Source organism: Pseudomonas rhizophila (assembly GCF_003033885.1).
Lineage (GTDB): Bacteria > Pseudomonadota > Gammaproteobacteria > Pseudomonadales > Pseudomonadaceae > Aquipseudomonas > Aquipseudomonas rhizophila.
In genome coordinates this window covers 4,511,657-4,528,287 of the sequence record NZ_CP024081.1, presented here as the reverse complement: position 1 = coordinate 4,528,287, position 16,631 = coordinate 4,511,657, and the positions used below count along the sequence as shown (strand labels likewise).

Sequence of the window (16,631 nt, the reverse complement as noted above, 5' to 3'; positions counted from 1 at the left end):
CTCGCGATTAGCGGTGCTATTTGACGACGTAGACCTTGCGTACATAAACGCTGCTGTCCCAGGCGCAGGGTGCATCCAGGGGGACGAATACGGTATCGCCGGCGTTGACCGTCAGGTCGTTTCCGTCGGCTGTCTGCAGGGTGACGCTGCCTTCGATCAGGTGCATCAGTTCATGCAGCTTGTGAGGCCTGGTCCGGCGGGTGTACGGCGTTGAGTCCCAGATCCCAATGCGCAGGTTGGTCGCTTTTTCGACAAACAGATTGTGCGAGCGACATTGCGGGGGTGGGCTGAGCAGTATTGCGTCGTCGGGGGCCGCCGAAGGCGAGAGCATCGTGTGCGTCGGGAGTGCTGTCAGCCCGGGCTCGCTGGCATTCACGCGCTGGGTATCGGCACAGAAGGCCCAGAAAGACTCGGGTTGCGCGTCGATCTCAACCGCCGTACCACGGGCGATCACCGCACTTTCACCGGCGCTGAGGCGCAGCGTTTGTGCCTGGCTGCGCAGTTCAACGCCTCCGGCATGCACCACGATCATTTCGCTGAAGGGATACTGGTCGCTACTGAACCGACCGCTGGCCCGGACGACACCAGCGGCGATGCCATCCGCCCCGGCATAAGCGATGAGCCTGTCGAACGGATCATTGGCCCCCAATGAGCCTGGGGTGAACGAGGTTGAGGCGGGGCTGCCGTCGGCATGCGCCAACAGCACTGCAGTGGGTTCGGGCATGAACATGATTCTCCAAAAAAGACCTGGATAAGCGATGGGATTTGTCAGCCAACGGCCTGGGTCACCAGCACGAACTGCCGCACTGAGCCGGTCGCTTGCGGGGGCGTGCCACGAGCCATCTGGGCGACGGTGTCGACCTGCTTGAGGCCCGCTTCTTCGAGCCAGGGGCCCAGCCCCGTGTCGGAAGGAATGTCGATCCGAACGAATGCATCCGGCACCCGTGCCAGCAACACGGCGATCAGATGCCGGGCCTGTTCAGGGTTCTGCGCGATGACCGGACCGATGCAACGGCCACGACCGAAGGGGCGCAGCAGGGCGAAAGCGCACAACTGGCCGTCCCGCTCAATACCCACTGCATGCTCAACGACATCGAACAGATCGGTGAGCACGGCCTGACGGTCCAGGCCACTTCCCGCATTGGCCAGTCTGATCATTTGAGCGTGATCGGCTTCGGTCAGCGCGCGGCAGCGTTCGTCGTCGGCCAACCCCTGCGGTACAGGCGGTAAAGCCAGGCCCTGATGTTGCTGGATATGCCCAAAGTCAACGAATCCCTGGCTGGCATACAGCGGGGCACCGGCCAGCGTCGCATTGAGGATGGCAGTACGCGAGCCGCACGCTTCAATGGCCAGTTCCATCAGTTTGCGACCGATCCCCTGGCCCTGGTATTCGTCATCGACGATCACCAGGCCGATGGTGGCGTAGTCTCCCTGGGCACAGGTGAATGCAGTGCCGATCAAGCGGCCCTGATCCTCAACGACAAAACCTTGGGCGACGCGCTGCAGCATCGCCCAGTCCTCCAGACGATGAGGCCATTTCAACTGCACGGATAAGGCGTGTGCCGAGGGGACATCGGTGGCGGTCATGGCACGATAGACGTAGTCAGGGCGTTTCGAAGTGGACATGGCAGATCACCATTGAGAGAGGGTGTAAACGGTCGGATTTATCCGCGGGTGATGCTTGTATCTCACCTGCAAGCAGGCCTGACAAGGGTCGCAAAACGATTCGGCAGGTTCCTTCTGCAACGCCTCTTGCGGCCACATTTCTTGCTCAAATCAGCGGCCGGGCCAGCAGTAAATACCGGATGGTTTTTTGCTCGATGCACCTCGTCACGCACGGTTCAGTAGCTGCGCTCACGGTCCACCAGGCCAAGCATCGTTTCGCCCCGTTGGTGGCGGCGAATATTGTCCAATAACACGCCAAACGCACTCTCGGGTTGAGTCATCGCTGCGATATGGGGCGTCAATATTATTTGCCGATGGTTCCAGAACGGATGATCCGGCGCGGCCGGTTCCTGTTCCAGTACGTCGAGCACCGCCGCGCTCAGCTGGCCGCTGGCAAGCGCTTCAAGCAAATGCGCTTCTACCAGATGCCCTCCGCGGCCCATGTTGACCAGGGCCGCGCCCCTGGGCAGGTGTTGGAACAACTGACGGTTGAGAATTCCCTTGGTTTGTTCGGTCAGCGGCAAGACACACAGCACAATATCGCATTGGCTGAGGAAGGCCGGCAGTTGCCCGGTTCCGGCAAAGCACTCCACTCCATCAATGTGATGTTCACTGCGCGCCCAGCCCGACAAGGCGAAACCAAAGGGCTTCAAGGTGTTGAGTATGTGACGGGCCTGCAACCCCAGGCCCATGACCCCGACCCGGCGCTGCTGCGCAGGCACCAACCGGTGTGCTTGCCAGCACCGCTCGGTCTGTTGCTGGCGATAGCGCACCATGTCGCGGTGCAAGCTGAGTACGGCGAAACTGGCGTATTCGCACATGCCCTGACTGATGCCGGGGTCGAGCAATCGCACCACCGGCAGCGTCGCCGGCAAGCGCCCCAGATCCAGTTGATCGACCCCCGCCGACAAGGCGAACAGCACTTTAAGGTTGGGCAACACGGTTTCGATATCGTCCGGTGCCTGCCAGGCCGCCAGGTAACGAATATCCCGAGGATCGCCGATGTCCGGCCAGGCACGCCATTGGATATCCGGGGCATGTTTGGCGAACAGACGCTGCCATTGTTCGCCGCGGACCGGGTCAGCTTTATACAGCAGGGCCATGGGGCATTTCTCGCATGTAAAAGGGAAGTATCAAGCATGCCTCAATGTCAGAGCAGGATCTGTCGAAAGGGCCTGTGCAGCAGCACGAGGCTGCGTTGCAAGGCACCTCTGCCGGTAGATTCCATGGTGCGAGGCGCCCTTGGAGGATTCTGCTGTTTGTCGGGGTGTAAACAGTCGATCCGAATTTCTCAACGACCAAGTTCGGCTTAGACAATCGTGTCGAACGCTTAACCTGTGAACACACCGCAGCCGCTTCCTGGTTGCGAGGCTCACGATGGGAAATGCCATGAACAGTAAAGTCGAAGAAACCCCAAGTCTGCTCCGTCAGCGTGATCAGTTCGTGCCACGTGGACTGGTCACTGCCCATCCGCTGGTGATCGACCGGGCCCAGGGCACGGAGTTGTGGGACGTGGACGGCAAGCGCTACCTGGACTTCGTCGGCGGCATCGGTGTGCTGAACATCGGCCACAATCACCCCAAGGTGGTCGCGGCGGTGCAAGCCCAACTGCAAAAAGTCACCCATGCCTGTTTCCAGGTCGTGGCCTACCAGCCTTATCTGGACTTGGCCAAGCGCCTGTGCGAAATGATCGGGGGTGAGCAAGCCTATAAGGCGGCGTTCTTTACCTCAGGCGCCGAAGCCGTAGAAAACGCGGTGAAGATCGCCCGAGCCTACACTCAGCGCTCGGCGGTGATCGCCTTTCGCGGCGGCTTCCATGGCCGGACGTTGCTGGGTACCACGCTCACCGGCATGAGCCAGCCTTATAAACAGAATTTCGGGCCGTTCGCGCCGGAGGTCTTTCATACGCCCTATCCGAATGCCTATCGGGGTGTCACCAGCGAAATGGCGCTCCAGGCGCTGGACGAACTGTTGGCGACTCAAGTGGCACCTGAGCGGGTCGCAGCAATCATCATCGAGCCGGTGCAAGGCGACGGCGGTTTCCTCTCGGCGCCCGTCGAGTTCCTCCAAAGCCTGCGCGCGCTGACGGAAAAACACGGCATTGTGCTGATTCTTGATGAGATCCAGACCGGGTTTGGTCGCACCGGTAAATGGTTCGGCTTCCAGCATGCCGGCATCCAGCCAGACCTGGTCACCGTCGCCAAAAGCCTCGCCGGCGGCTTGCCGCTGTCGGGTGTGGTCGGCAAGGCCGAAATCATGGATGCGCCACTGCCTGGTGGACTGGGCGGTACCTATGGCGGTAACGCGCTGTCGTGCGCGGCGGCGCTGGCGGTGATTGACGCTTACGAGCAGGAACACCTGTTGGCCCGTGGCGAAGCCCTGGGCGAGCGTCTGCGTCAGGGGCTGTTACGTCTGCAAACCCGCTACCCGCGCATTGGCGACGTGCGTGGCAGCGGCTTCATGCTGGCGATCGAACTGATCAAGGATGACCTGGCGCGCACCCCGGATGCCGACCTCAACCAGCGCTTGATCGACGAAGCCCGGGCCGGTGGATTGCTGGTTATCAAGTGCGGAGTGTACCGCAACGTATTGCGCTTCCTTGCCCCTCTGGTGACCAGCGAGGCGCAGGTCGATGAGGCCTTGCAGATTCTCGACGCTGCGCTGGCACGGGTCATGGGCTGAAGGCCTGGTGTTCATGGCGTTTGCCAGGGCAAGCGCCAATGCAAATCAAAGGAGCGTGGATCGGTGGGACATCAGCGGAGGCTTTACCCATGAGGTTGACTGAGTATCGGGCATTGTTGATCGACTGCGATGAGGTCCTGGTGGATCGGGACTCCGCCATCTGGACGGCGCTGCAGCCACTGTTGGAAAACCACGGCGAATCGCCGGAAAAAAACCAGGTGCTGGCCGAGTTCGATGAGGTACTGCAAGCGCTGTATCCGCGCTTCGGCGAGTTGGGCTTCAGCGGTTTGCTGTGTTTCGCCCACCGTCAGTTGGCCGAGCGCTGGAAACTCAAGGTCAGTTGGGAGGAGGGCATGAGCTTCGCCCGCTCGGCCGCCGCCTGGACGTTGTTCGAGGATGCGCCGGGGGCGATGCTCTATCTGCGCAAGTTCTATCGCCTGCTCGTATTGGGCGACCGCGATGCAGAAGACCGGGGTGCGTTGTGCGAGCGCCTGGGCATCGAGCCGGAGGATTTTATTTCACTGGCCAGTGACCCTTTGCACGATACCGTTTGGCTCAAGGCCAACGACCTCGATGCGCAGGCTATTCTTCAAGTGACCCGACCTGGCGCCCGTCCCGCCAAGGTTGGGGCGGTTTGCCTGATCTGTCGCAACCCCGACAACCCGCCCAAGCCGTGCGCGGGCCAGTATTGCATCAACAGCATGGCCGATCTGGTGGCTCAGCATCAGCTGTCTTTACGGTGCTGATTTTGTTAGAAGATTGTCTTACAAATGGCAGACAGAGGTAGGTGATGGAAGGTGTAGCGAAACTGGACCGGATCGACATCAGCATTCTGGTAGAGCTTCAAAAAGACGGTCGCATGACCAACGTCAGCCTGGCCGATGCCGTTGGCTTGTCCGCCAGCCCATGCCTGCAACGGGTCAAACGGCTCGAGTCGTTGGGGTATATCTCCAGCTACAAGGCCCATTTGAACCTGGCCAAGATTACCGACTCGGTGACGGTCTTCACCGAAATCACCTTGAGCGACCATAAGCGCGAGGACTTCGCCAAATTCGAGTCCAACATCCGCCTGGTGGATGAAGTGCTCGAATGTCACCTGATCAGCGGTGGCTACGATTACCTGGTGCGCTTCATGACCCGCAGCATCCAGGATTACCAGGATGTGATGGAAAGCCTGCTGGACAAGAACATCGGCATCTCCAAATACTTCAGCTACATCGTCATCAAGTCGCCTGTGCGCAAGGACGAGATTCCGTTGCGCAAACTGTTGCGGCACTGATTCAAAGGAAAAGGGGCCCCGTCATCCAGCGCTGTCCTCACTGGCGTGAATCAACGCACTCACCCGTCGGCCCAGGTCAGTCAAGCTGAAAGGTTTGGCCAGTACGTGGGTCGTGGTGTCGACCGAAACCAGATTTTTCCCCTCGGCAAATCCGGTGATGAACAACACTTTCAGCGAGGGATATCTGGCCTTCATTTCATTCGCCAGGCTGATGCCATTCATGGTTCCCGGCAGGCCGATATCTGTCAGCAATAAATCGATATGCTCGGTCTTATCGGCCTGCTTGAGGGCAGAGACGCTGTCCAGCGCATCGATGACGTGATAGCCGGTTTCAGTCAGGAATTCCGAGACCAACTGGCGAATCGCCGCTTCGTCATCCACCACCAGAATGGTTTCGTTGGCGCCGGGCTGCAAGGGTGCGGTGTCATCCAGATGCGCGCTTTTCACCCTGATGGGGGACTGGCTGACAACCGGAAAATACATTGTCACGGTCGTGCCCACGCCGACGCTGCTCTGAATCTTCACCTGCCCTCCGGATTGCTGGGCAAACCCGTAGATCATCGACAGGCCCAGGCCGGATCCTTCGCCAATGCGCTTGGTGGTGAAGAACGGATCGAATACCCGAGACAGGATGTCGGCGCTGATCCCCGTGCCCGAGTCGGTGACCGAGATCGCCACATATGGGCCCGGCGGCATCATTTTTTCGCTGGAAGATGTCGCGTCGATAACGCAGCGTTGCACGTCAAGTTTCAAGGTTCCGCCACCGGGCATCGCATCCCGGGCATTGATGGCCAGATTGAGCAGAGCGTTCTCCAGTCCATTGGGGTCGCATTTGATCGGATCATGCCCCCTGAAAGCGCATTCGACATGAATGCTCGGGCCCACGGAGCGTCGGATCATTTCTTCCAGGCCGGCCACCACTTTGCGCGGTTCGAGAACTTCCGGTTCTAGCGACTGCTGCCTGGAAAATGCCAGCAGGCGCTGGGTCAGTGCGGCGGCGCGTGTCGCTGAGGTCAGGGCGACGGAGTTGTAGCGAGACAGTTCGTCGTAGCGTTGACGGTCGATGTGCCGTTGCATCAGCTCAAGGCTGCCACTGATGCCAGCCAGCAGGTTGTTGAAGTCGTGGGCAATACCCCCCGTCAGTTGGCCTACCGCTTCCATCTTCTGACTTTGCCGCAGTTTCGACTCGGCCAGCGCACGCTCCTGTTGTTCGGCTTCAAGCTGCTGGGTACGGGTTGCAATCCGGTCTTCGAGCAGGTCGTTCCAGTCCCTGAGCGCCGCCTCCAGTTGCACCCGCTCGTTGATGTCTTCGACGGTGCCATACCAGCGCTCGCATCGTCCCTCGGGATCCAGGCTACAAAACGCGCGGATTCTGAACCATCGATATTCCCCCGTGGATTTTCGCAACTGGATCTGTGCGTCGAAGGGTTGCAAACTCGCCAGCGACTGATTCCACAACCGGGCAAATGATATGCGGTCATCGGGGTGCGTTGCGTTCAGCCACTGGCGCCCGAGTGTCTGCTCAGGCGACCGTGCGGTGTATTCATACCAGCGTTGATCCAGTGATGTCACCGCGCCATGGCTGTCGGCCGTCCAGGGCCAGAGTGGATTAAGCTGCGCGGCGATTCGATAGTGTCTTTCGCTTTCACGCAATTTTTCTTCAGTCAGGCGCATGGCCTGCATGGTTTTGGCGCGTTTCAACGCCGCACCCAGCAGGTTGCTGTAGACGCGCAGAAAGTCGATGTCGCTCTCGCTAAACTGCCGGGGGCTGCGGCTGTCGACTTCGAAGATGCCGAAGGGCCGCGTCTCGGTGGCGCCGTATACCAGCACATTGACGAACGCCTGGACGCCGTTGCGCGTTTGGAAGTCGTGATAGTGAAAGCGTGTTTCTGTCGCAATGTCCGTGGAAATGACGGCGCCGCCGGAGTCCAGGGAATACCGTTCCGGTGTGCCTTCCAGTGCCTGAACCCGGACTTCGCCGACGACCCCCGGCAACCAGCCCACACCGTTGCGCACGAGGAAAGTGAGCCCGTCGTCTTCCAGCGACATGAACTTCGCCAAATGGGTTTCCAGTGCTTCACCGACCAGACGACACGCCTCGTCGAGGATGTGTTCAAAATCGTCTGAAACCAGGGCCAGCTCGCCGAACTCGGCAAGTACCTTGCGTTGACGTAATAAAGTGTCTTCGATTGTCATGTGGATCACCCTTGGTACGTCTTGAATATCCGAGGGTTGCAGGACGGCTAGGTTCACATGAATTGATAAGCGTGCCGACCACAAGCCGTTTGACGTGAGAGGCGTAGAACGCAAAAGCCCTTCCTGAGAAGGGCTCTGCAAGGTGGGCGCAGAATCTGGGCGCCCCTGGACAAAGGTGGGAGCGAGCCTGCTCGCGATGGCGCTAGGTCGCCTGGCCGGGGTCGTGAATGTTCCGACGCTATCGCGAGCAGGCTCGCTCCCACACAGGTCATGCAGTGCATGTCATTGTTTTATTCCTGAAGAAACGTCAGCAGATCCTGGTTCAGCCGGTCCTTGTGTGTATCGGTCAGGCCATGGGGCGCGCCGGGGTAGACGATCAGACGTGCACCCTTGATCAGCGCCGCCGAGGCCCGACCGGAAGCATCAATGGGAACAATCTGATCATCGTCTCCATGAACGACCAGCGTCGGCACATCGAACTTCTTCAGGTCGTCGCGAAAATCGGTCGCCGAGAACGCCGCGATCGATTCATAGGTGTTCTTGCTGCCCGCCTGCATGCCCTGCACCCAGAACGACTGGATCAGCCCTTGGGATGGCTTGGCACCCTCGCGGTTGAAACCGAAGAAAGGACCGGAAGCGATGTCCAGGTAAAGCTGTGAGCGGTTCTCCAGGGACGCCTTGCGCAGCCCGTCGAACACCTCGATGGGCAGACCGCCGGGGTTGGTTTGGGTCTTGAGCATCAGCGGTGGGACGGCGGAAACCAGCACGGCCTTCTTCACTCGGCCCGTACCATGGCGACCGATATAGCGAGCCACTTCGCCGCCACCGGTCGAGAAACCCACCAGGGTGACATCCTTCAAGTCCAACGCTTCAATCACCGCCGCCAGATCGTCGGCGTAGTGATCCATATCGTTGCCTTCCCACGGCTGGCTGGAGCGGCCATGACCGCGACGGTCGTGGGCAACGACGCGATAACCCTTCGAGGCGAGGAACATCATCTGCGCTTCCCAGCTGTCGGCGTTCAGCGGCCAGCCGTGACTGAAGGTGACTACCTGGCCATCCCGTGGACCCCAATCCTTGTAGTACAGCTGCACGCCATCCCGGGTGGTGATGTAGCTGGCGGACTGAATCACGCTGCCGACGGCGGACATGCTCGCAGCGGTCTGGGCGGGGGAGGCAGCTTCGGCGCTGAGGGTTGCCAGTGCCAGTGTCGCGATGGCCATGGTGCGGTTGAGTGTGTTCATCGTCTCTCTCCATAGGGGTCGGTTTGACCTGTCGCGACCGCCGTCGATCGCGTTGGTGGGCAGATTAGAGAGAGAGGCTGCTACCGAGAACCGCTGCGCTATCGATAGCTGCTATACGCATAACCGATGGTTGCGGCGCGCTTGGATGGACCCCCTACGCTGGAGCACTCAAGCGGGCTCCAGTTCCGCGCTGAGATAGACCTGGCGGCGCAGCCATTGATGGCCGGCATCCTTGTTATTGCGCGGGTGCCAGGCCAGCACCAGGCGCAGCGCAGACAGCTCGAGGGGTGGTTCGAACAGGTCCAACCGGTCGCGGTACTGGCAGAGGAAGCGCGAGGGCAGTGTGCACAGGGTATCGGTGGACGCAACGAGCAGCGGCGCCAGTGCGTAATTCTGAATGGAGAAGGCGACGTTGCGAACCTGGTTGATCTCCACCAGTGCCTCGTCGACCACCCCGGCAAAACGCCCGCCTTCCGAGGACACGAGCACATGATCAAGGGCGCAAAACGTCTCGAGATCAAGTGGTCCCGTGCCGCGAGGATGGCCCTTGCGCTGGGCGGTCAGGAAGCCATCCTCCCAAAGAGGTCGCTGCATGAGGTCGTCGCGAAGCGCGCCTGGCACGGTGATCAGAAGATCGATCTGGCCTTGCTCAAGACGCTCGAACACGTCGCGTGGGGGATGGATGAACGCCAGCTTTGCATGCTTTGCCTCATGCTTCAGACGGGCGCAGAGATCCGGCGCCAGAACGGCCGCCGGCGTTTCGAACAAGGCGATGACGAAGGTGCGGGTCGTGGTGGCCGGATCGAAACGTTCCGGTTGACTGACCAGGCGTTTGAGCCCTTCGAGCACTTGCAGCAACTCTTGCTCCAGTGCCTGCGCCCGGGGCGTGGGGACCACGCCACGACCGTTCGCCGCCGGGACGAACAACGGATCCGCCAGGATATCCCGCAGACGCGCCAGCCGTGCCGACAGAGCCGGTTGGCTGATGCCCAACTGGGCAGCGGCACGCGTGACATTGCGCTCTTGCAGCAGCGCCTTGAGTGCCAGCAGCAACGCTCCGTCGAAATCCGTGTAGTTCATCTTCATCTCCCGATCAGCGCCATCAGACAGGCTGCTGTGCGGGCATGAAATCAAACAAGGTGCCGGTTTGTATAGCGTTGCGCAGGTGGGAGCGAGCCTGCTCGCGAAAGCGGAGTGTCAGTCAGCGCCGATGGGGAATGTGCCGCCGCCATCGCGAGCAGGCTCGCTCCCACCCTTGATCACCGCCAGCCGCAGAATCTTCATTCACCGCAGATCCCCTGTGGGAGCGAGCTTGCTCGCGAAATCGGTGTATCAGTCAGCAAAGATGTTGAATGTGCCGCCGCCATCGCGAGCAGGCTCGCTCCCACCCTTGATCACCGCCAGCCGCAGAATCTTCATTCGTCGCAAATCCCCTGTGGGAGCGAGCTTGCTCGCGAAAGCGGAGTGTCCGTCAGCGCCGATGGGGAATGTGCCGCCGCCATCGCGAGCAGGCTCGCTCCCACCCTTGATCACCGCCAGCCGCAGAATCTTCATTCACCGCAGATCCCCTGTGGGAGCGAGCCTGCTCGCGAAAGCGGTGTATCAGTCAGCAAAGATGTTGAATGTGCCGCCGCCATCGCGAGCAAGCTCGCTCCCACCCTTGATCACCGCCAGCCGCAGAATCTTCATTCACCGCAGATCCCCTGTGGGAGCGAGCTTGCTCGCGAAAGCGGTGTGTCAGTCAGCAAAGATGTGGGATGTGCCTACGCCTTCGCGAGCAAGCTCGCTCCCACCCTTGATCACCGCCAGCCGCAGAGTCTTCATTCACCGCAAATCCCCTGTGGGAGCGAGCTTGCTCGCGAAAGCGGTGTGTCAGTCAGCGCCGATGGGGAATGTGCCACCGCCATCGCGAGCAGGCTCGCTCCCACAAGATCAAGCGTTTCAGTCGCGATTGCGATACTGGGCCGGCACCCACTCATACTTTCCGGCTTCGCGTCGAATATGGCCGATACCGGGGAAGGGCAAATGCGCGACCGCAGACAGGCGCATTTCATCGGCTGAGGTTTCGAACTGACGCAGCCGCTGGGCTCGTGCGTTGTCCTGATTGACGTCAAAACTGATGGTCACCTCGGGCCGGGCGAACTGGATCAGGCCGACGTGCAGGATATCCCCCCAGAAATCGAGGCTTTGGCCCTGACTCTCGACCCTGTAGAAGCTATGGCCCGGCGTGTGGCCCGGTGTCGGGATGGCGGTGATGCCGGGGAGGAGGGTGGTCTTTGCGGTGAACGTCTTGACCTTGCCCGCCTCAAGGTAGGGGCCAATCGTCTTGCGCGCTTCTTCCAGGTGCTTGGGTTGGAGTCCGCTGCTCAGGTTGGCCGGATCCAGGAAGAAATCCACATCGGCCTGACCCACGTGAATGGTCGCGTTGGGGAATAGCATCTGCCCATCCCGCGTCAGCCCGCCGGAATGATCGGTGTGAATGTGGGTGATCAGAATGTCGCTGATCTGCTCCGGCCGATAGCCAGCGGCGGCCAGGCTCTGGGGCAGTTTGCCGGCTACATTGCCGAAAAGTTCGCCGGCGCCTGTATCCACCAGTACCAGATGAGAAGCGGTGTCGATTACGTAGGCGTTGATCGAGGTTTCCACCGGGTTACGGACGAAGCCATTCTGCAACAGCGCGTCTATTTGCCCGGTGCTGATGCCCCGCAGCAGCGGGTGAAGATTAAGCGGTAGCGTACCGTCGCTCAGTGCGGTGACCTGTACCTCACCCACTTGGAATCGATAGACGCCCGGCAGCTGGGATTTGTGTGATCGCGAGGCTTCTATTGGCGTTGCGGTGGAAGTCAGGGGGTAGATCGCAGCCGTGAGAAAAAGGGCAGCTAGCAATGTTGTGCGATGGAGAATGGATTGGGTGTGCATGGCAGGAATCCTGGGCAGCGCGAACCTCATTGATCGCTGGAGCAAAGATAAGGCGACGGCGGGACGGGGGGAACGCCTGCCTCGGTTATACGACGCATCGTTGTGGCTGATGGCTGGGCGCAGTGACGCGCTTGGGTGAGCCCGTGGCGAGGGGATTTATCTCCGCTGAAGGGGGCGCACCAACTGTTTGGTGCGTGTTTAAGGCTATGCTTATCAGGTCCCCCATAAACACCAGGCTGCCCATCAGGAGAACCCGTGAAACAATCGACACCTGTCGCAGCGCTGCTCTGTCTGCTGCTCGGTACTGGCGTTGCCAGGGCCGAGCCGTATCAGGTGGTCACCGAAGAATGGGCCCCGTACAACTATCAGGAGAACAACCAGCTCACCGGCATGACCACTGAAATCGTGCGAGCCATCATGGCACTGACCGGGGATGACTTCGAGGTGCTGCTGCAGCCCAGCATGCGCGCCACCCAGGTACTGAGGACCCGAAGCAAGACCATCATGTTCTCGCTGTTTCGCACGGCGGAGCGCGAGCCGTTGTACAAGTGGGTCGGGCCGATCGTGGAAGAGTCCATTCATGCCTATCAGTTGGCCAGTACGCCGCCGGTGAATTCCCTGGAACAACTGCTGCACGCCCCGCAGATCACCACGCGACATGCCGGCCTGGTGCCGCAGATGCTGCAGTCGCTGGGCTTCAACAACCTGGACAAAAGTGCAACCGAGAGCAAGCTGCTCTACCGCATGCTGCTCGCCGGGCGGACCAAGATCATCGTAGGTGACACCGATGCCGGGGTGGCTTACTACAGCCGCCAGTTGAATATCGCACCGGGCACACTGCGCAAAATCCCCATCGAACTCTATCGGTCATCGCTGTACATCGCCTTCAGCCTTGACTCTGACGATGAGGTGGTGGCCGCGTGGGCCAAGGCTTTGGAGCAGTTGCGGCGCTCAGGGGAGGTGGAGCGGATTCAGCGGCGGTATGAGCGGCCCGTCGGGCAATAAGGGCGATGGCGATGTCGCCTGGCCGTTGGGCCGACAAGTTGTGGTGCAGTTGTTGGTGACCACCGATCAGAGGCTCGCGGCCCTCCACCTGCGAGAGAAAGAACCGCTCCCCGATCAGCTCTCCCACCACTGCCAGCACCAGTGGTAGGCGACATACCGCCTGAACCTTCGCATCGTCGTCCAGCATCGAGTAACGCCAGTCCAAGCCACGCGGCACTGGCCACTGGTCCGACGGTTTCACCCCGGCATCGAACACGGCACGCAGGCCATCCAGCCACTCGGCCGGGATCGCTTGGCGGACAGGGCATAGCCGTCCTGATGCAATTGTTTGCGGTCGATCATGGCGTTCTCGGTTTCCTTGTGAGGCATGAAACGTCTGCTCCCGTGCACCCTCGTTGTGCCGGGCGAACAACCTTTCCTCCACCCAAACCCCTCAAAGCAACCTTTAAATGCCAGAATCTCTTTACCAGATGGTTTTGGAGATCACCATGCTTCACGCATTTGAACAACGGCTCGACCCTTTTCCGCCCGACGAGGCACCTCCGCCACCTGAAGGTCTGGCGCGGTTCCTGTGGGCCTGCACGCGGGGCGCTCGCGGTTACATTCTCGCGCTCGCGCTGCTCAGTGCCGCTGTGTCGATTTACGAAGCCTGGCTGTTTTCTTTTCTCGGGCAGGTCGTGGACATGCTATCGATCTGGCAGGCAGGCGGCGATGCGGCCAGGCAGGAAAGTCGCGTGCTGTGGGGCATCGGCGTGGTGCTGGTGACCAGCATTGGGCTGGTAGCGATGCGCACGATGGTGCAGCACCAAATATTGGCGATCAACCTGCCGTTGCGGCTGCGCTGGGATTTTCATCGGCTGATGTTGCGGCAAAGCCTTTCGTTCTTCTCCGATGAGTTCTCCGGCCGGGTCACCACCAAGGTGATGCAGACGGCGCTGTCGGTGCGCGAGGTGTTATTCACCATTATCGAGATCGCTCCGGGGATCGGGGTGTACTTCATTGCGATCATCGCGTTGGCCGGCGGCTTTGATCTGAAGCTGATGCTGCCGTTCATTGTCTGGGTGGCGTTGTTCGGTCTTGCCATGCGCTACTTCGTACCCCGCCTTGAGAAAGTAGGGCAGGAGCAGGCCCATGCGCGGTCATCAATGACCGGGCGTATCTCAGACGCCTACACCAACATCACCACGGTAAAGCTGTTCTCCCATTCCAAACGTGAAGCCCACTTCGCGCGCGCTGCCATGGAGGATTTCAAGCAGACCGGCTTTCGCCAGATGCGCCTGGTCAGCCAGTTCGAGATCGTCAATCAGGCATTGGTGGTCGGGTTGATCATGGGGGCAGGCGGTTATGCCCTATGGCTATGGCACCAAGGTCAAGTGGGCGCGGGTGCGGTGGCGGCGATTATTGCCATGGCGTTGCGCATCAATGGCATGTCGCACTGGATCATGTGGCAAATGACCTCGCTGTTCGAGAGCATCGGCACCGTGCAGGATGGCATGGCGACCCTGGCCTGCGGCCCCAAGGTGCAGGATGCCCCGGACGCCAGGGAGCTGGTCACCACGGGCGGCGCGGTGACTTTCGACAATGTGAGCTTCAATTACAACGGCGAACGCCAGGTGCTCGATGGCCTGAGCCTGAGCATTCGCCCGGGCGAAAAGATCGGGCTGGTGGGCCGCTCCGGTGCCGGTAAATCCACGCTGATCAACCTGCTGCTGCGCTTTTACGACGTGGACAAGGGTGAGATTCGCATCGACGGGCAGAACATCGCGCACGTCACCCAGGACAGTCTGCGCAGCGCCATCGGCATGGTGACTCAGGACACTTCGCTGCTGCACCGCTCCATTCGCGACAACATCGCCTATGGACGCCCCGATGCCACCGACGAGCAAATCCGCAGCGCCGCGGCCAGTGCCCAAGCCGATGGGTTCATCAGCCAACTGAGCGACAAGCAAGGCCACAGCGGCTACGACACCCTGGTGGGCGAGCGGGGTATCAAGCTTTCGGGCGGCCAGCGTCAACGCGTCGCCATTGCCCGGGTAATGCTCAAAAATGCCCCGATCCTGCTGCTTGACGAGGCCACCAGCGCCCTGGATTCAGAGGTCGAAGTCGCCATCCAGGAAAGCCTCGATGAAATGATGCAGGGCAAGACCGTGATCGCCATCGCCCATCGATTGTCCACGATTGCGGCGATGGACAGGCTGATCGTCATGGATGATGGACGCATCATCGAACAAGGCACCCACACCGAATTGCTCGGGAAAAACGGCACCTATGCGCGGTTGTGGCATCACCAGAGTGGCGGATTTCTGGGGGAGGATCAGGGCGTGGCTGAGGCGGTGGAGTAGGCATGGGGGTGTAAATGCAGCCAGGTCTGGTACCCCAGTGCAACTCCGACCTGGCCGACCGCCTGCTTTTTGAACCGTTTCCCGGTTACTGCTCAAGCATCAAACCACGCCAAAAGATGATCGGCTTTTCTACCCGTGCGGGTTCCGGTGGCACTGCTCTTCTATGGACTTGTCGTGCGCTGGCGGCTCCTCTGGTTCAGGCGCCGCAGTCGGGTACTTGGCGGTATGCACATCATCTACTGACATCTTTTGTCGTGCGCTTATTTGATTGTTATGGTGACTTTGCCTTTTGATCTGCCCTGCTCGACGTAGCGCAACGCCTCTGCGGTCGATGCAAAAGGGAAGGAGCGATCGATGACCGGTTTGATGACCCCAGCCTCGATAAGCGAGGTGATTTTCTGCAGTTGTATCCCGTTGGCTCGCATGAACAAAAACGCATAGCTCACCCCATGTCTGCGGGCTTTTCTGCGAATACCGCTGCTCAGCAGGCGCATGACTTGCCCCAGCACCCAAGACAGGCCTTGCTCTTGGGCAAATTGCACGGTCGGCGGCCCTGAAAGGGAAATGAGCTGTCCACCAGGCTTGAGCACCTTGATCGATTTCTCCAGTACATCGGCGCCGAGGCTGTTCAACACCACGTCGAAATCGCGCAACTCCTTTGCAAAATCCTGCTGTTTGTAATCGATGACCACATCCGCCCCGAGTGCTTTCACCCATTGAACATTCGCCGTACTGGTGGTGGTCGCAACGAAGGCGCCAAGGTGTTTGGCGAGCTGGATAGCAAACGTGCCGACGCCACCGGATCCAGCATGAATCAACACCTTCTGGCCTTTTTTCAGCTGGGCGGTCTCAACCAGCACCTGCCAGGCCGTCAAAGCCGCCAAGGGGATGGCAGCCGCTTCGGCCATGTCGAGATTCGAGGGTTTCAGCGCGAGCGCGTTTTCGTCCACGGCGATCAGTTCAGCAAACGTCCCGATCCGGGCCTCTGGAGGACGTGCATAGACTTCGTCTCCTGGCTTGAATCGCTTCACCGCCGAACCCGTGCTAACAACCACTCCGGCCAGGTCATTGCCCAATACCAATGGAAACGTATAGGGCAGGATCAGTTTGAATTCCCCCGTTCTGATCTTCGAGTCCAACGGGTTCACGCTGGTTGCATGCACCTGAACCAGAACGTCATGCACACCGACCACAGGGTCGGGCACTTCGCCAATCATTCCGTTCTGCTTGCCGTAGCGGTCGATAAAAAATGCCTTCATGTTGCAGCTGCTCTTGTCGGGGGAATGAGAGTGGGGCGAG

The 16,631-nt window shown here is 60.2% G+C and carries 14 protein-coding genes and 1 pseudogene; 5 read left to right on the top strand and 10 right to left on the bottom strand.

All coding sequences use genetic code 11. The features are described 5' to 3' along the window. Positions 1 to 16: 16 nt before the first annotated feature. From CRX69_RS21065 to CRX69_RS21055, 3 genes are all read right to left on the bottom strand, one after another. Entirely contained in the window at positions 17 to 724 is a 708-nt protein-coding gene (locus CRX69_RS21065; protein ID WP_107323294.1) for a cupin domain-containing protein, read from the bottom strand. Positions 725 to 768: 44 nt separating this feature from the next. Next, the gene (locus CRX69_RS21060; RefSeq protein ID WP_107322776.1) at positions 769 to 1,626 is read right to left on the bottom strand and encodes a GNAT family N-acetyltransferase; all 858 of its coding nucleotides are present in this window, start codon (positions 1,624 to 1,626) and stop codon (positions 769 to 771) included. Between the two features lie 215 nt (positions 1,627 to 1,841). Continuing rightward, positions 1,842 to 2,768: a 2-hydroxyacid dehydrogenase gene (locus CRX69_RS21055; protein ID WP_107322775.1), complete on the bottom strand. Its 927-nt coding sequence runs from the start codon at positions 2,766 to 2,768 to the stop codon at positions 1,842 to 1,844. A gap of 286 nt (positions 2,769 to 3,054) precedes the next feature. On the opposite strand from CRX69_RS21055, the gene gabT reads away from it, so the two are divergent. The 3 genes from gabT (at position 3,055) to CRX69_RS21040 (ending at position 5,626) form a co-directional block, all read left to right on the top strand. Continuing rightward, complete coding sequence (gabT, locus tag CRX69_RS21050) at positions 3,055 to 4,347, top strand: 4-aminobutyrate--2-oxoglutarate transaminase (RefSeq protein ID WP_076385392.1); 1,293 nt, start codon at positions 3,055 to 3,057, stop codon at positions 4,345 to 4,347. Between the two features lie 89 nt (positions 4,348 to 4,436). Beyond that, positions 4,437 to 5,093, top strand: coding sequence for an HAD family hydrolase (locus CRX69_RS21045; RefSeq protein ID WP_076385390.1), 657 nt, complete (start codon positions 4,437 to 4,439; stop codon positions 5,091 to 5,093). A gap of 44 nt (positions 5,094 to 5,137) precedes the next feature. Continuing rightward, positions 5,138 to 5,626: an Lrp/AsnC family transcriptional regulator gene (locus CRX69_RS21040; RefSeq protein WP_076385388.1), complete on the top strand. Its 489-nt coding sequence runs from the start codon at positions 5,138 to 5,140 to the stop codon at positions 5,624 to 5,626. 21 nt (positions 5,627 to 5,647) lie between these two features. Here the strand turns inward: CRX69_RS21040 and CRX69_RS21035 are convergent, their stop codons facing one another. The 5 genes from CRX69_RS21035 to CRX69_RS21005 form a co-directional block, all read right to left on the bottom strand. Beyond that, positions 5,648 to 7,822 (bottom strand): ATP-binding protein, encoded by a 2,175-nt coding sequence (locus CRX69_RS21035; RefSeq protein WP_107322774.1) that lies wholly within the window; start codon positions 7,820 to 7,822, stop codon positions 5,648 to 5,650. Positions 7,823 to 8,112: 290 nt separating this feature from the next. Further along, the gene (locus tag CRX69_RS21025; protein ID WP_107322772.1) at positions 8,113 to 9,066 is read right to left on the bottom strand and encodes an alpha/beta fold hydrolase; all 954 of its coding nucleotides are present in this window, start codon (positions 9,064 to 9,066) and stop codon (positions 8,113 to 8,115) included. Between the two features lie 168 nt (positions 9,067 to 9,234). Further along, complete coding sequence (locus CRX69_RS21020) at positions 9,235 to 10,146, bottom strand: LysR family transcriptional regulator (RefSeq protein WP_107322771.1); 912 nt, start codon at positions 10,144 to 10,146, stop codon at positions 9,235 to 9,237. Positions 10,147 to 10,398: 252 nt separating this feature from the next. Next, on the bottom strand, positions 10,399 to 10,620 hold the full coding sequence (locus CRX69_RS27610) for a hypothetical protein (protein WP_157952139.1): 222 nt from the start codon (positions 10,618 to 10,620) through the stop codon (positions 10,399 to 10,401). A 387-nt stretch (positions 10,621 to 11,007) separates the two neighbouring features. After that, positions 11,008 to 11,985: an MBL fold metallo-hydrolase gene (locus tag CRX69_RS21005; protein WP_107322770.1), complete on the bottom strand. Its 978-nt coding sequence runs from the start codon at positions 11,983 to 11,985 to the stop codon at positions 11,008 to 11,010. Between the two features lie 255 nt (positions 11,986 to 12,240). Between CRX69_RS21005 and CRX69_RS21000 the strand changes: the two genes are divergently transcribed. After that, positions 12,241 to 12,990, top strand: a complete 750-nt coding sequence (locus CRX69_RS21000) for a substrate-binding periplasmic protein (RefSeq protein ID WP_107322769.1) — start codon at positions 12,241 to 12,243, stop codon at positions 12,988 to 12,990. Here the strand turns inward: CRX69_RS21000 and CRX69_RS20995 are convergent. Then, positions 12,989 to 13,332: pseudogene (locus CRX69_RS20995) on the bottom strand (phytanoyl-CoA dioxygenase family protein); the annotation flags it as partial. The gene CRX69_RS21000 and the pseudogene CRX69_RS20995 sit on opposite strands and share 2 nt — an antisense overlap. Before the next feature lie 146 nt (positions 13,333 to 13,478). Here CRX69_RS20995 and CRX69_RS20990 point away from each other — a divergent pair. Continuing rightward, on the top strand, positions 13,479 to 15,332 hold the full coding sequence (locus CRX69_RS20990) for an ABC transporter ATP-binding protein (RefSeq protein ID WP_107322768.1): 1,854 nt from the start codon (positions 13,479 to 13,481) through the stop codon (positions 15,330 to 15,332). Between the two features lie 260 nt (positions 15,333 to 15,592). On the opposite strand, the gene CRX69_RS20985 is transcribed toward CRX69_RS20990, so the two are convergent. Further along, complete coding sequence (locus CRX69_RS20985; RefSeq protein ID WP_076385374.1) at positions 15,593 to 16,591, bottom strand: NADP-dependent oxidoreductase; 999 nt, start codon at positions 16,589 to 16,591, stop codon at positions 15,593 to 15,595. Positions 16,592 to 16,631: the final 40 nt, after the last annotated feature.